Origin of the sequence: Acidovorax sp. Root568 (genome assembly GCF_001427445.1) — a bacterium.
GTDB lineage: Bacteria > Pseudomonadota > Gammaproteobacteria > Burkholderiales > Burkholderiaceae_C > Acidovorax > Acidovorax delafieldii.
The window spans coordinates 25,334-38,975 of sequence record NZ_LMGP01000007.1; the positions used below are offsets into that span (position 1 = coordinate 25,334).

Annotated in this window: 12 protein-coding genes and 4 tRNA genes; 9 read left to right on the forward strand and 7 right to left on the reverse strand. The window is 64.4% G+C overall.

Annotated elements, in window-relative coordinates; translation table 11 throughout:
- Positions 1 to 530: 530 nt before the first annotated feature.
- The 3 genes from ASD75_RS06540 to ASD75_RS06550 all read right to left on the reverse strand — a co-directional run bounded on the left by ASD75_RS06540 (position 531) and on the right by ASD75_RS06550 (position 2,637).
- The gene (locus ASD75_RS06540; protein ID WP_369817457.1) at positions 531 to 968 is read right to left on the reverse strand and encodes a TPM domain-containing protein; all 438 of its coding nucleotides are present in this window, start codon (positions 966 to 968) and stop codon (positions 531 to 533) included.
- A gap of 104 nt (positions 969 to 1,072) precedes the next feature.
- Positions 1,073 to 1,993 carry a YgcG family protein gene (locus ASD75_RS06545; protein ID WP_056744142.1) on the reverse strand — a complete coding sequence of 307 codons (921 nt, stop codon included), beginning with the start codon at positions 1,991 to 1,993 and terminating at the stop codon, positions 1,073 to 1,075.
- Between the two features lie 32 nt (positions 1,994 to 2,025).
- Positions 2,026 to 2,637, reverse strand: a complete 612-nt coding sequence (locus ASD75_RS06550; RefSeq protein ID WP_056744158.1) for a LemA family protein — start codon at positions 2,635 to 2,637, stop codon at positions 2,026 to 2,028.
- Positions 2,638 to 2,851: 214 nt separating this feature from the next.
- Between ASD75_RS06550 and ASD75_RS06555 the strand changes: the two genes are divergently transcribed.
- The 3 genes from ASD75_RS06555 to ASD75_RS06565 all read left to right on the forward strand — a co-directional run bounded on the left by ASD75_RS06555 (position 2,852) and on the right by ASD75_RS06565 (position 4,926).
- Positions 2,852 to 3,304 (forward strand): nuclear transport factor 2 family protein, encoded by a 453-nt coding sequence (locus ASD75_RS06555; protein WP_056744145.1) that lies wholly within the window; start codon positions 2,852 to 2,854, stop codon positions 3,302 to 3,304.
- Between the two features lie 67 nt (positions 3,305 to 3,371).
- Positions 3,372 to 4,385: a YheT family hydrolase gene (locus ASD75_RS06560; RefSeq protein WP_056744148.1), complete on the forward strand. Its 1,014-nt coding sequence runs from the start codon at positions 3,372 to 3,374 to the stop codon at positions 4,383 to 4,385.
- Complete coding sequence (locus ASD75_RS06565; RefSeq protein WP_056744150.1) at positions 4,378 to 4,926, forward strand: DUF2946 family protein; 549 nt, start codon at positions 4,378 to 4,380, stop codon at positions 4,924 to 4,926. The genes ASD75_RS06560 and ASD75_RS06565 overlap by 8 nt, the downstream gene beginning before the upstream one ends.
- 153 nt (positions 4,927 to 5,079) lie before the next feature.
- Here the strand turns inward: ASD75_RS06565 and ASD75_RS06570 are convergent, their stop codons facing one another.
- From ASD75_RS06570 to ASD75_RS06585, 4 genes are all read right to left on the reverse strand, one after another.
- Complete coding sequence (locus ASD75_RS06570) at positions 5,080 to 5,940, reverse strand: cytochrome c5 family protein (RefSeq protein ID WP_056744152.1); 861 nt, start codon at positions 5,938 to 5,940, stop codon at positions 5,080 to 5,082.
- Between the two features lie 155 nt (positions 5,941 to 6,095).
- Positions 6,096 to 7,529: an efflux transporter outer membrane subunit gene (locus ASD75_RS06575; RefSeq protein ID WP_056744160.1), complete on the reverse strand. Its 1,434-nt coding sequence runs from the start codon at positions 7,527 to 7,529 to the stop codon at positions 6,096 to 6,098.
- Positions 7,522 to 10,677 carry an efflux RND transporter permease subunit gene (locus ASD75_RS06580; protein ID WP_056059085.1) on the reverse strand — a complete coding sequence of 1,052 codons (3,156 nt, stop codon included), beginning with the start codon at positions 10,675 to 10,677 and terminating at the stop codon, positions 7,522 to 7,524. Before ASD75_RS06580 ends, ASD75_RS06575 begins: the two co-directional genes overlap by 8 nt.
- Before the next feature lie 13 nt (positions 10,678 to 10,690).
- Positions 10,691 to 11,986 (reverse strand): efflux RND transporter periplasmic adaptor subunit, encoded by a 1,296-nt coding sequence (locus ASD75_RS06585; protein ID WP_056744154.1) that lies wholly within the window; start codon positions 11,984 to 11,986, stop codon positions 10,691 to 10,693.
- A gap of 187 nt (positions 11,987 to 12,173) precedes the next feature.
- On the opposite strand from ASD75_RS06585, the gene ASD75_RS06590 reads away from it, so the two are divergent.
- The 6 genes from ASD75_RS06590 to ASD75_RS23200 form a co-directional block, all read left to right on the forward strand.
- Entirely contained in the window at positions 12,174 to 12,830 is a 657-nt protein-coding gene (locus ASD75_RS06590) for a TetR family transcriptional regulator (protein ID WP_056744156.1), read from the forward strand.
- A 69-nt stretch (positions 12,831 to 12,899) separates the two neighbouring features.
- Positions 12,900 to 12,975, forward strand: a tRNA-Arg gene (locus tag ASD75_RS06595).
- Positions 12,976 to 13,077: 102 nt separating this feature from the next.
- Positions 13,078 to 13,163, forward strand: a tRNA-Tyr gene (locus ASD75_RS06600).
- Positions 13,164 to 13,237: 74 nt separating this feature from the next.
- Positions 13,238 to 13,311, forward strand: a tRNA-Gly gene (locus tag ASD75_RS06605).
- Between the two features lie 60 nt (positions 13,312 to 13,371).
- Positions 13,372 to 13,446 (forward strand) — tRNA-Thr (locus ASD75_RS06610).
- 74 nt (positions 13,447 to 13,520) lie between these two features.
- Positions 13,521 to 13,642, forward strand: a 122-nt coding sequence (locus ASD75_RS23200; protein WP_229827326.1) for a GTP-binding protein, incomplete at its 3' end; no start/stop codon positions are given.

The following is a 13,642-nucleotide window of genomic DNA, read 5'->3' on the forward strand; positions in this document are numbered from 1 at the left end:
GTGAGTCGCCTTGCGGGTTCGGCTCATCGATGGGATGAACTGTACGCCGGTGGGGTGCAGAGAAAAACCACCGGGTCGCGAACTAACTGTTCCAGTATTGGAAACAATGAAGATGGGATGAGGGCCGGTCCGTGGGCTTGGGGTACTGGTTCGGCCGGAGATAGTTACCTGCTGATGGATAACCCGAATACATATTCAGGACGGTTGCAGAGTGCAGGGCTGCAGAGCTGCAGAGCTGTAGAGCTGTAGAGCCGTAGAGCCGTAGAGCCGTAGAGCCGTAGAGCCGTAGAGCCGTAGAGCCGTAGGCGTGTGAGGGGCGCACCTGCGCAGAGTCAGCGGGTTAGCTCCGCGATGTGGCCTGCTGGGGCTCGAAGTGGGGTGTTCAATTCGATGCCCATGGAAAGTAGTTTGCGGCTGAACTGCATGTACCGTCAGGCTGAGCCGCAGCCCACCCATACACAACGGCCGCCCTCTGGGCGCTCTGATTCGCGTCGCGTTGTAGATGCTCGGGGATGGCCACCAGCCGGTATTCAGCGCAGGAGCGGCGCGTCGGGTAGCTCGTTGACGGAGGGCGAATCGGTGGCGCGCGGAAAGTGCTCCGCCAGCAGGGCGCCTACCGCGCCCACGGCCTGTGCCAGGCCTTCTTCGTAGTGGCCTTGCTGAAACTGGGCCGTCATCTTCGTCGCCATCTCCTGCCATGCGGTCGGTGGGACATGCCGTGCCAGGCCCCGGTCGGCAACGATCTCGAACGCATGTTCCGGCATCAGCAGGTAGATCAGCACGCCGTTGTTGTGTTCGGTGTCCCACACGCGGTGTTTGCTGAACAGCATCAGCGCGCGTTCGCGTGCATTGGCGTGACGGCGCAGGTAGCTCCAGGGGAGCCCCGCTTCCGCCACGATGCGAATCTGCCCGGTGTGCTGCCGCTCGCTGGCAGCGACCTGCGCGCCGAGGCGCTGCAGTGCTTGCAACGGGATGGCGGATCGGCCGAAGGCGTCGTGCCAGCGATGGTGGACGAGCCTCCAGATGGAACGCCATAGCGTGTGCGTTGGTTGCCCGCTGTTCTCAACACCCATCACCAGTCCCCCGATGCACCGCCGCCACCAAAATCGCCCCCACCGCCGGAACTGAAGCCGCCGCTGTCACTGCTGCTGCTGAATCCGCCCGAGCTGCCGCTGCTCCAGCCCCCGGAACCTCCGCCGCCATGCCCCAGGCTGATGGGGCCGCTGCTGCCGCCAAAAAGCCAGGTGTAGAGCAGCGCAATGATGCCCGCGCCCACCGACAGCAGCAGGCTGGAGGTGAACACAAACGCCAGGGCGCCTACGCCGCCTCCTACCGCCAGTCCGCCCAGCGCAGCCCCCAAGAGGCTGCGAGCCAACGGGCCGGCCACCATGACGCCAAAAAACAGGAAGATGGCAAAGTCCGTCCAGTCGAACAGACTATGACTGCTGCCCCCAGCGGGGGGGGCGGACGTCTCTGCCGGGGCGGGCAGGGCTTCGCCCGCGATGCGCGCGCCGATCTGCGTGACCGCAGCGCTCAGACCGCCAGCAAAGTCGCCTTGCTGAAAGCGGGGCTTCATCGCGCCGTCGATGATGCGTGCTGCTGCGATGTCGGGGATGGCACCTTCCAGAGACTTGGCAACCTCGATGCGCATCTTGCGGTCGTTCTTGGCCACCAGGACCAGCACACCATCACCCACGTCGCGGCGCCCGATCTTCCACTGGTTGCCGACGCGGTTGGCATAGGCGGCAATGTCTTCTGGTGCGGTGGTGGGCACCATCAGCACCACGACCTGCGAGCCGCGCGACTTTTCGAGGGCGACCAGCTGGCCCTCCAGCGCCTGGGTGTCTGCGGCGCTGAGCGTGCCGGTCTGATCAATGACGTGGCCGGTCAGCGGGGGCACAGCCAGCGGCTGCGATTGGGCCCAGCCAAAGATAGGCCATGCAGCTATAAAAAATATAGCTATCAGGGCATATCGAATAGGCGCTAGCAGCATATTTAGCTCACATCAGGCCCTGCAAGGGGTGTTCAGGGCTTGGCTTTGGAGGCGGAAAAATCCACCGTGGGTGGCACGGAAATTTGGGCCTCGTTGGCGACGGTAAAGCTGGGCTTGGGGGCGTAGCTGAAGGCCATGGCCGTGAGGTTGGTGGGGAAGCTGCGGGCCAGCACGTTGTACTCCTGCACGGTCTGGATGTAGCGGTTGCGGGCCACGGTGATGCGGTTTTCGGTGCCTTCCAGCGTCACCCGCAGGTCGCGAAAGCCCTGGTTGGCCTGCAAGGTGGGGTAGCGCTCGGACACGACCATCAGGCGCGACAGGGCGCTGGACAACTCTCCCTGGGCCTGCTGGAACTTGCTGAAAGCCTCGGGGTTGTTCAGCGTCTCGGGCGTGACCTGGATGGCCGTGGCCTTGGCGCGGGCCTCGACCACCTTGGTCAGCGTCTCCTGTTCAAAGTTGGCCTCGCCCTTCACGGTGGCGACGATGTTGGGCACCAGGTCGGCACGGCGCTGGTACTGGTTGAGCACTTCGCTCCAGGCGGCCTTCGATTGCTCGTCCAGGCGCTGGAAGTCGTTGTAGCCGCAGCCGCTCAGCGTGAGCGTGGCGGCGAGCAAGGTGAGGAGGGCAAGAAGACGTTGGATCATCATGATGGTGGAGTCCGCCGATGGAGAAATGGGATGACTGTGCCAGAAACCGGAGGGCGCCAGTCCGCAAAATGGTCGGAGACCAGCGATGGTGGGCCCCCGCCCGAGCGCGTACAAAATCGGTGGGCAGCCAGGCATTGCACCGCCGCCGCACAATAGCAGGCTGGCGTTGCACCTGTCACGCCGTTCCGACCCACTTACCACCAGAATCCACATGCCCCGCGCCCGATCAAAAGCAGCCACCCTGGGTGGCTCTTCGGATGAAACCGAAACAGCCTTTTATGAGGCGCTGCAGCGCGGTGACATCGAGCTGCTGATGTCGTGCTGGGCGGACGATGACGAGATTGTCTGTGTGCACCCGGGCGGGCCGCGCCTGCTGGGGCCCGCCGCCATCCGTGCCGCGTTCGAGGCCATGTTCTCCCATGGGACGGTGCGTGCCCGGCCGGCGCAGGTGCACCGCGTGGTGGCGCTGTCGAGTGCCGTGCACAGCGTGGTCGAGCAGGTCGAGGTGATGCTGCCTGACGGCCTGCACCAGGCCGTGGTCATGGCGACCAACGTGTACCACAAGACCCCCGAAGGCTGGCGCATGGTGGCCCACCACGCCAGCCCGGGCGTGGCGCCCGGCGCCCAGGTGGATGTGCTGGCGCAGCGCCCCGTTCTGCATTGAGAGGCCCCTGCGTGAGGATTTTGGGTCCAATTGGCTGTATGCGCCGACAACATATGTCTTGACAGCTATGAAATACATAGCGCCTCGCTGGCTCCCCGGTGGCCAGTTGCAAACGATCTGGCCCGCGCTGTACGCACGCCGTGTGTTCGGCCCGCGTCCCGAGTACCGCCGTGAGCGCTGGGACACCCCCGATGGCGATTTTGTCGATGTGGACTTTCTCCAGGACGGTGTGGTGGCTGACGCTCCCAGGCCGCTGCTGGTGGTGTTCCACGGGCTGGAGGGCTCATCACGCAGCCATTACTGCGAAGCCTTTGCCGACCTGGCCCGCGAGCGCGGCTGGGCCTGCGCGCTGCCGCACTTTCGCGGCTGCAGCGGGGAGATCAACCGTGCCCCGCGCGCCTACCACTCGGGCGACCATGCGGAGATCGGCTGGATGCTGCAGCAGCTGCGTGTGCACCACCAGGGGCCGCTGATGGCGGTAGGAGTGTCACTGGGCGGCAATGCCCTGCTGCGCTGGGCCGCCGAAGTGGGCACTGACGCTGCGCGCAGCGCGGATGCGGTGGCGGCCGTGTGCTCGCCCATCGACCTGGCGGCGGGCGGCCATGCCATTGGGCGCGGCTTCAACCGGCTGGTGTACACGCGCATGTTCATGCGCACCCTGGTGCCCAAGGCGCTGCAGAAGCTGGCCCAGCACCCGGGGCTGTTTGACCTGCAGGCGCTGCTGGCCGCGCGGGACCTGTACGCGTTCGACAACGTGTTCACCGCGCCCGTCCACGGATTCCGTAATACCGAGGACTACTGGCTGCGCGCCTCGGCCAAGCCGCTGCTGCACCGTATCCGCGTTCCGGCGCTGGTGGTGAACGCGCGCAATGACCCCTTTGTGCCCGCTGGCAGCCTGCCGGGCGTGCGCGAGGTGGGACGCCATGTGACGCTCTGGCAGCCGCCGCATGGCGGGCATGTGGGGTTCCCGCGCGGCTTGCCACCGGGGCATGTGCGCGCCATGCCCGACGCCGTGGGAGGGTGGCTGGCCGAGCACAGTGGGGCGCTGGCGCTGCACGGCGCACAATCCGCCCATGGATGACATCGTCAAACAGGCACTGGCCAAATGGCCCAACGTGCCCGACTGCTATGGCTGGCTGGGCCTGGATGCGCGTGGCCACTGGTATCTGCGCGACGACGCGGTGCAGGCAGCGGGTACGTTTCCGCACAGCAAAGGGTCGTTGCTGCAGCACGACAAGCTCATCGCGTTCATAGCCCGCAACTACGAGCACGACGACCAGGGTCAGTGGTTCTTTCAAAACGGCCCCCAGCGCGTGTATGTCGAGCTGGAGGCCACGCCCTGGGTCTGGCGTCTGCAGCCGCAAGACCTCCGCGCCATCAGCCATACGGGCCGGGAGGCGTCGGTCCGCCACTGCCTGCTGGATGAGCAGGGCCGTGTGTACCTGGAGACAGACCTGGGCCTGGGGCTGGTGCACACGCTGGATGTGGCACTGGCTGCAGAGGCTGTGACCGACGGACGCTGGACGCCGCAGGACGTACAGGCGCAGGACCTTCCGGCACGCAACGGGTATGTCTGCAGTCCGCGCGCCCGGTCGCAAGCCGGGGCGTCGCGGCCAACCTGAAGCTCCACCCTACCGCCTTCAACCCGGAGTTGCAGGCACTCAGAGCGGCTCACCACGGCACTGGATAACCTGCAAGACGAAAAAAAAGCCGGTCGCAAGGACCGGCTTTCTGGGTGAGGGTTCTACCCAGCTCGTGCAGGGTCGGGCGCTGCCTTACTTGGCGGCGGCTGTCATGAACTCCACCGCGGCGCGCAGATCGGCGTCAGAGGCTTGGGAGCCGCCACGCGGAGGCATGGCGCCCTTGCCCTTGGCGACACTGGTGTACAGCGCGTCGATGCCTGCGGGCAGGCGAGCTGCCCAGGCGGCCTTGTCACCAAACTTGGGAGCACCGGCCACACCGGCAGCGTGGCACACCTGGCAAGCCTGCTTATACAGAGCCTCGCCAGCGCCAGCTGCGGCGGCTGCAGGTGCGGCAGCTACCGCCACAGCAGGCGCAGCAGCTGTAGGGGCTGCGGCGGGTGCTGGTGCAGGAGAGGCGGCTGGTGCTGCGTCTGCCTGGGCGGCTGGGGCAGCGGCTGCGGGAGCAGCAGGTTCGGCAAACTTGGCACCACCAGCATTGGCCATGTAGGCCACAGCGCGCGCGATTTCGGTGTCGTTGAAGTCGCCGCCACCTTGGGGTGCCATGGCGCCCTTGCCCTTCAGGGCCGACTGCACCAGGGCTTCAAACCCGGTGCCGATGCGCGCAGCCCAGGCAGCGGCATCACCAAACTTGGGGGCACCCGCAGCGCCGGAGGCATGGCAGGCGGAGCACTGGGCCTTGAACACTTCTTCGCCGCTCTTGAGGGGGCGGTTGGCGTCGCGCACTTCGACCATGCCGATCTTCTGGATGCGTTCGGCGATGGCCTTTTCAGGGTTGACGGCACCGGCAGCGGGCTTGTCCGCCGACGTCACATACAGGACCAAGCCAATGATGGCAAAGATCGGAATCACAAACGAGAAAAGTACCGCGACCAGCAACTGCTTGGGGTTCTTGATCGGGCCGGTATGGGCTTCTTCGTGGTGGTTGTCGCTCATGTCGTCCTCAGGTGTATCGGGGGCTTCGGTGTAATCAACCTTAAATTATATCTGCGGGGATGGTTATTCCCATCCCCGCTGGATGCAGACAACCACGGGTTTGCCCCAGAGCGAGCGCAGCGCCCCAGGGGCTGCGCTCGCTCCCGCGCAGGGCGTCAGGAGGGGAGCTGGGCGCTGGTGTCGGGCGCTCCACCCCCCAGTGCCTTGTACAGCGACACCTGGTTTTGCAGTTGCGCCAGCTGCACCTGCACCACCGCCTGCTGGGCCGTGAACAGCGAGCGTTGTGCGTCCAGCAGGTCCAGATAGCTGGCCACGCCGTTGCGGTAGCGCAGGTCGGCCAGCTGCAGGCGCGCGGCCTCTGCCTGGGCCTGCTGTTGCTGGGCCTGGGCCTGTTCGCCCAGCGTGGCTTGCCCCGCCAGCGCATCCGAGACCTCGCGGAACGCGGTCTGGATGGCCTTTTCGTACTGCGCCACGGCAATCTCCCGGCCGACCCGGGCGCTGTCCAGATTCGCCTGGTTGCGGCCCGCGTCAAAAATGGGCAGCAGCAGGGATGGCGCGATGGTGAAGCCCCAGGAGCCATTCTTGAACAGGCCGGACAGCTCGCCGCTGGCTGTGCCTGCCTGCGCCGTCAGGGAGATGCGCGGGAAAAACGCGGCCCGCGCAGCGCCGATGTTGGCGTTGGCGCCAATCAGTTGCTGCTCCGCCTGGCGGATGTCCGGCCGGCGGGTGAGCAGCTCCGACGGCACGCCGGCAGGCAACGGTGCCATCGCAGGCGCGTCGGCCAGCTTGCCACCGGCCAGACTGGCGCGCACGTCCTGAGGCAGTGCCTGACCGAGGAGCAGGACCAGTGCGTTTTCGTCGAGCGCGCGCTGGCGCTGCTGCTGCGCCAGCGTGGCGCGGGCCGCCTGGGTGAGCGACTCGGCCTGGCGGAAGTCGAGCTCGGAGGCCACACCCGCGTCCAGGCGCATCCTGGTCAGGCGCACCGACTCCTCGCGCGATGCGAGAGTCTGGCGCGACAGGTCCAGCAGCTCCTCGTCGGCCAGCAGTGTCAGCCAGCTATTGGCCACTGCCGCCACCAGGCTCACCTGTGCGGCGTTGCGGCCTTCTTCCGTGGCAAGGTACTGGGCGAGTGCCTGCTCCTTGAGGCTGGCAATGCGGCCAAAGAAGTCGATTTCCCATGCGGATACGGCCAGACCCACGCTGAATGAGTTGGTCAGGTTGCCCGTGCCCGTGGCAGGGGCCCGGCTGGCATTGGCGGCCAGTCCCACGCCCGGGTACAGGTCGGCCCGGCGCACCTGGTAGGTGGCCCGAGCTTGCTCGATGTTGAGCATGGCCACACGCAGGTCGCGGTTGTTGGCCAGCGCAATGTCGATGAGCTGTTGCAGGCGTGGCTCGGCAAAGTAGTTCTGCCAGGGCACGGTGGCTCCCGACAGCGCAGCTGCGCTGTCGGTTGTTGCCGCCCCGCCGGCGTAGGTGGCGGGGACGGGGGGCTGCGGGCGCTCGTAAGTGGGGATGAACGAGCAGCCAGCCAGCAGCGCAGCCGCCGTGGCTGCTGCCAACGCCATGGGGGTACTTCGGTTTTTATTCATGGGTTCCAACTCCTGCTTCTTCTGCATGGCGGCGGTTCATTTCCTGTTGGCGCGCGCTGCCTTTGAACAGGCTGCGCACCACCACAAAGAACACTGGCACAAAGAACACGGCCAGTGCGGTGCCTGTGACCATGCCACCCAGCACGCCGGTGCCGATGGCCCGCTGGCTGGCAGAGCCTGCACCCGACGCGACGACCAGTGGCAGCACGCCCAGGCCGAACGCCATCGAGGTCATCACGATGGGGCGGAACCGCAAATGTGCGGCGGCCAGCGCCGACTCGATCACGCCCTTGCCCTGGGCCTGCAGGTCCTTGGCGAACTCGATGATCAGGATGGCGTTTTTCGCTGACAGGCCAATGATGGTGATCAGGCCCACCTGGAAGTACACGTCATTGGCATAGCCGCGCAGCAAGGTGGCCAGCAGCACGCCCAGCACGCCCAGGGGCACCACCAGGATCACGGCCAGCGGGATCGACCAGCTCTCGTACAGCGCAGCCAGGCACAGGAATACCGCCAGGATGGCAAAGCTGTACAGGATGAGCGACTGCGAGCCTGCCAGCTTTTCTTCGCGCGACTGGCCGGTCCATTCAAAACCGAAGCCTTGGGGCAGTTGGCCAGCGAGCTTCTCCATCTCGGCCATGGCAGCTCCCGTGCTGTAGCCCGGCGCTGGCGAGCCGGAAATGCGCATGGCAGGGTAGCCGTTGTAGCGCACGGTTTGCTGCGCGCCGGTCACCCAGCGCGTGGTTGCGAACGCCGACAGCGGCACCGGTTTGCCCTGGCTGTTGGTGGCATTGATCTGCAGCAGATCGTCGGGCTGCATGCGCGCCGGCGCATCGGCCTGCACCACCACCCGCTGCAGGCGGCCCTGGTTCGGGAAGTCGTTCACATAGCTGGAGCCCAGCGCGGTGGACAGCGCGGAGTTGATGGCATCAAACGGCACACCCAGCGCGTTGGCTTTGTCGCGGTCTATGTCGATCTGCAACTGCGGAGCGTCTTCCAGACCATCGGGGCGCAGTTGCGTGAGCACCTTGCTCTGCGAGGCCATGCCCAGCAACTGATTGCGGGCTTTCACCAGGGCCTCGTGCCCCGCGCCGCCACGGTCCTGCAGGCGGAACGTGAAGCCGCTGGCGTTGCCCAGCTCGGGAATGGGCGGGGGGCTCAACGGGAAGATGAAAGCATCGCGAATGCCCATCAGCGCACCAAAGGCGCGGTTGGCCACGTCCTGTGCCGACTGACCGGGGCCATGGCGCTCGCTCCAGTCCTTGAGGGTCACAAAGGCGAGGGCCGCGTTCTGCCCCTGGCCGGAGAAGCTGAAGCCCAGCACGCCCACCATGCTTTGCACCTCGGGCTGCTTGAGGATGAAGCCTTCGACCTGCTCCATCACGGCCAGCGTACGCTCCTGCGTGGCGCCAGGTGGCAATTGCACGTTGACGATGATGTTGCCCTGGTCTTCGCTGGGCAGGAACGAGGTCGGCAGGCGCATGTAGACCACGGTCACGGCACCGATGATGGCTGCGTAGATCACCAGGTAACGCGCGGCGCGCCGCAGCATGCGGGCCACAAAGCCTTCATAGCCTTTGGCAGTGCGCGAAAAGCCGCGATTGAACCAGCCAAAGAAGCCAGTCTTCTCGTGGTGATGCCCCGCCTCGACCGGCTTGAGCAGGGTGGCGCACAGTGCCGGTGTGAGCGACAGGGCCATGAAGGCTGAGAAGCCAATGGATGCCACCATCACCGCCGAGAACTGGCGGTAGATGTTGCCCGTGGAACCTGCAAAAAATGCCAGCGGCACGAACACCGAGATCAGCACCACCGTCACGCCAATGATGGCGCCCGAAATCTGGCGCATGGCCTTGCGCGTGGCTTCCAGCGGCGACAGGCCTTCTTCGCTCATGATGCGCTCAACGTTCTCCACCACCACGATGGCGTCGTCCACCACGATGCCGATCACCAGCACCATGCCAAACATGGTCAGCACGTTGATCGAGAACCCCAGCGCCAGCAGTGTGGCAAACGTACCCAGCAGCGCAATCGGCACCACGATCGTCGGGATGATGGTGTAGCGCCAGTTCTGCAGAAACAGGAACATCACCAGGAACACCAACACCACGGCCTCGACCAGTGTTTCTGCGACCTGCTTGATGGAGATGTCTACAAAGCGCGAGCTGTCGTAAGGAATGCTCCAACTCATGCCCTCGGGGAAGTAGCGTGACAGTTCATCCATCTTCGCGCGCACGTCCTTGGCGGCCTCCAGTGCGTTACCGCTGGGCGACAACTGTACGCCGATGCCCACGGCGGGCTTTCCGTTCAGGCGTGCGGCGGTGGCGTAGGCCTGGCCGCCCAGTTCCACACGCGCCACATCCTTGATGCGCACGGTGGAGCCATCGGTGTTGGCACGCAGCACGACGTTGCCGAACTGTTCAACGCTGGACAGTTGCCCATTGACCACGACGGTGGCGGCAATGCCTTGGCCCGCGACATTGGGCAGGTCCCCAATGGTGCCGCTGGCCACCTGGGCATTCTGGGCGCGGATGGCGGCGGTGATCTCTGCTGCCGACAGGTTGTAGCTCACCATCTTGGCCGGATCGATCCAGATGCGCATGGCGCGCTCCGTGCCAAACAGCTGGGCCTGGCCAATACCCTTAAGGCGTTGCAGTTCTGGCACCACGTTGCGCGACGCATAGTCACCCAAGGCAACGGTGTCGGTGGCCGGGTTGCTGGACGACAGCATGGTGAACAGCAGGAAGTTGGAGCGCGACTTGTCCACGCGCACCCCCTGTTGTGTCACGGCAGAAGGCAGGCGCGGCGTGGCCCGTGAAAGCCGGTTTTGCACGTCCACCTGCGCCAGGTCGGCATTGGTGCCGGGCTGGAAACTCAGCGTGATGCTGCCGGAACCATCGGCCTGCGCGACCGATTCCATGTAGATCAGCCCGGGGGAGCCGTTCATCTCGCGTTCGATGACCGACAGCACGCTGTCTTCGAGGGTTTGCGCCGATGCGCCAGGGTAGGCCGCGTTGATGACGATGGACGGTGGTGCCACCGGCGGGTACTGGGCAATGGGTAGCTGCGTGATGGCTACGCCGCCCATCACCATGATGAACAGCGCAATCACCCACGCAAAGATGGGGCGGTCAATGAAAAATTTGGCCATGCTGGATTGCCCCTTATGGCTTGGATGCGGCCGAAGCGGGCGCTGCCGGCGCCTCTGCGGAGGCTGGCGCTGAGGCAGTCGCTGCTGCCGGCGCAGGCGTGCCTGGTGCTTGCCATGGAACGGGCTTTACCGGGGTTCCGGGAGGCAGCATCTGCCGCTTCTGGAAGCCGTCCACCATCACTTTTTCACCCGCCTTCAGACCGTCCAGCACCACCCAGTGGTTGTTCTGTGCGGCACTGATCTTGACGGTGCGCTGCGACACCTTGCCGTCCTCGCCAACCACGCTGACCGTGTCGCCCTGCTGGGTGCGCGTGACAGCCTGCTGGGGCAGGGTGATGGCGTTGCTGGCCTGTGCCTGTTCAATCCGCACACGCAGATACAGTCCGGGCAGCAGCTCGCCCTTGGGATTGGGCACCTCTGCGCGCAGGGTGACCTGGCCGGTGGTGGAGTCCACCGACAAGTCCGTGAACAGCAGCTTGCCAGCTTGTGCGTATTCAGATCCGTCGCTGAGCACCAGCTTGACGCTGGCTGCCTGGCTGCCGCCAGCGCGCTTGAACTGCCCACTTTCCATAGCGCGCCGCAGTTGGAAGACGTCACCGGCCGATTGGGTGAAGTTCACGTACACCGGGTCGATCTGCTGCACCACAGCCAATGCGGTCGCTTCGCCCTGGCCGACCAAGGCGCCTTCAGTGACCAGTGCGCGGCCAATGCGACCGGAGATGGGGGAGGTCACGCTGGCATAGCTGAGGTTGATGTCGGCGGTGCGCACAGCAGCCTTGGCGGCCGCCACGTCGGCCTGGGCTTGTTTCTCGGCCGCCTCTGCGTTTACAAAATCCTGCTTGCTGATGGCATTGGCTGCAACCAGGGGGCGATAGCGCTCAGCTTGTGCGCTGGCCTGTGCCAGATTGGCCTGGGCCTTGGCGAGGCTGGCGCGCGCGCTCTCTGCAGCAGCGGCGTAGGGAGCGGGATCAATGCGGAACAGCACCTGCCCGGCCTTGACGTCGCTACCTTCCTTGAACACGCGCTGCTGAAGGATGCCGGCGGCCCGTGCGCGCACTTGGGCCACCCGAGACGCCTCCACGCGGCCAGGTAGCTCGGTGATAAGCCCCACGTCGCCGGGCGTGGCGGTCACGACTCCCACTTCGACCGGGGGCGGCTTGGGACCGCCTGCCTCGGCGGCCTGTCCATCAGCCTTGCCACAGGCGGACACAAGCAGTATCGCCGCGCTGATGGCAGCCAGCGAAAGCACTCGTCGGGTGGTGGTGGCACGCAAGTAAGGGGTGCCGGATGCGTCACGCAGTTGAGGCATGAGAGTCCTTTGGGTAGGCGTCAAAAAAAGGGATCTGGAAAAAAGTGGGAGGTCTGGAGCGCTTCGCTCAATGCCCCGACAGTTTGATCAGAAATTATACATACAGACATGAATGTATAATTGTCGACTGCTGCAGATGCCCCTAGGCAGTCGTAGGGGTTTTGGAGACTCAACAGGATGTTTGACTATGGCGCGCCGGACAAAAGAAGATGCAATCGCAACCCGCAACGGGTTGATCGATGCGGCTGAGTTGGTGTTTCGGGAAAAGGGGGTGTCCCGCGCGTCGCTGAGTGATATTGCCCAGGCTGCGGGAGCCACGCGTGGTGCGATCTACTGGCACTTCAAGGACAAGGTGGACCTGTTTAGCGCCATGATGGACCGTGTCACGCTGCCGTTGGAGCAGGGTTTTGCCAGTTTTGAAGACAGCACCTGCGCCGATCCTGTGCAACGCCTTCGGGCGGTGATGGCGCTGGTGCTGCGCAGTGTGGCCTCGGACGAGCACACCCGAAGGGTCTTCGAGATTGCGTTGTACAAGGTGGAATACGTGAACGAGCTGATGGGGCTGCGCGAGCGCCATGTGGCGGCCTCCGAAGGGTTTACGCAGCAGCTGGCGCGCGACTTTGCGCTGGCTGCTGAGTCGCAAGGGGTGGTGCTGTCGATGTCGGCGATGGACGCGGCCATTAGTCTGCATGCCCTTTTTGATGGGCTGATCCGCAACTGGATTCTGAATGACGGTGGCTTTGATCTCATTGGCGTAGGTGGCGCCAGCACCGACGCATTTTTGCGTGGTGTGGGGTTGTCGCTGGCCGTAACGAAAGTGCCTGCTGCATCCTGTGATGGCTGAGCGCCAGGGCTTTGTTTGTTTGGATGCTTGCCGCGTGCAATAATCAAAGGCTGCGTCAATCAGAGGTATGCGGCTGTAGCTCAGTGGATAGAGTATTGGCCTCCGAAGCCAAGGGTCGTGGGTTCGATCCCCGCCAGCCGCACCAACGGTACATGCAGCAGCGAGCGCTTACAGCGTTTGTGAAGAGCGTCAAATGCGTTTAATTTCTGAATGCGTAAAAATTTGGTGCTATAATTCGAAATTCTCCGGAGGGGTGCCCGAGTGGCTAAAGGGGGCAGACTGTAAATCTGTTGGCTTACGCCTACACTGGTTCGAATCCAGTCCCCTCCACCAGTGAGTGAGCAGTGTTGAGAGTGATGCTTGACTTTGCGAGTGCAAAGTTGGGTTCGCAAAGGCCGGTGGTCTGCGCGGGAGTAGTTCAATGGTAGAACCCTAGCCTTCCAAGCTAATGACGCGGGTTCGATTCCCGTCTCCCGCTCCATTGTTTGTTGTGCTGGTTTGTTGAGTAGAGATTTTTGGTGTTGTGCGAGCGGCGCCAATTGCCCATGTGGCTCAGTGGTAGAGCACTCCCTTGGTAAGGGAGAGGTCGCGGGTCCGATTCCCGCCATGGGCACCATTTTCTGGTGCGTCCGGTTCTGGTTGCGCCGAGATCCTGTTGTGTTGATTTAGATTTTTTTCGGAGTCGGAAAAATGGCAAAAGGAAAATTCGAGCGGACCAAGCCCCACGTGAACGTGGGCACGATCGGTCACGTGGACCATGGCAAGACGACGCTGACGGCAGCTATCGCTACCGTGCTGTCCGCCAAGTTCGG

Coding starts and splice junctions, on each gene's coding strand:
- ASD75_RS06545 (WP_056744142.1), bottom strand. CDS start 1,993: ATGCTGCTAGCGCCTATTCGATATGCCCTGATAGCTATATTTTTTATA.
- ASD75_RS06550 (WP_056744158.1), bottom strand. CDS start 2,637: ATGATCCAACGTCTTCTTGCCCTCCTCACCTTGCTCGCCGCCACGCTC.
- ASD75_RS06555 (WP_056744145.1), top strand. CDS start 2,852: ATGCCCCGCGCCCGATCAAAAGCAGCCACCCTGGGTGGCTCTTCGGAT.
- ASD75_RS06560 (WP_056744148.1), top strand. CDS start 3,372: ATGAAATACATAGCGCCTCGCTGGCTCCCCGGTGGCCAGTTGCAAACG.
- ASD75_RS06565 (WP_056744150.1), top strand. CDS start 4,378: ATGGATGACATCGTCAAACAGGCACTGGCCAAATGGCCCAACGTGCCC.
- ASD75_RS06570 (WP_056744152.1), bottom strand. CDS start 5,940: ATGAGCGACAACCACCACGAAGAAGCCCATACCGGCCCGATCAAGAAC.
- ASD75_RS06575 (WP_056744160.1), bottom strand. CDS start 7,529: ATGAATAAAAACCGAAGTACCCCCATGGCGTTGGCAGCAGCCACGGCG.
- ASD75_RS06580 (WP_056059085.1), bottom strand. CDS start 10,677: ATGGCCAAATTTTTCATTGACCGCCCCATCTTTGCGTGGGTGATTGCG.
- ASD75_RS06585 (WP_056744154.1), bottom strand. CDS start 11,986: ATGCCTCAACTGCGTGACGCATCCGGCACCCCTTACTTGCGTGCCACC.
- ASD75_RS06590 (WP_056744156.1), top strand. CDS start 12,174: ATGGCGCGCCGGACAAAAGAAGATGCAATCGCAACCCGCAACGGGTTG.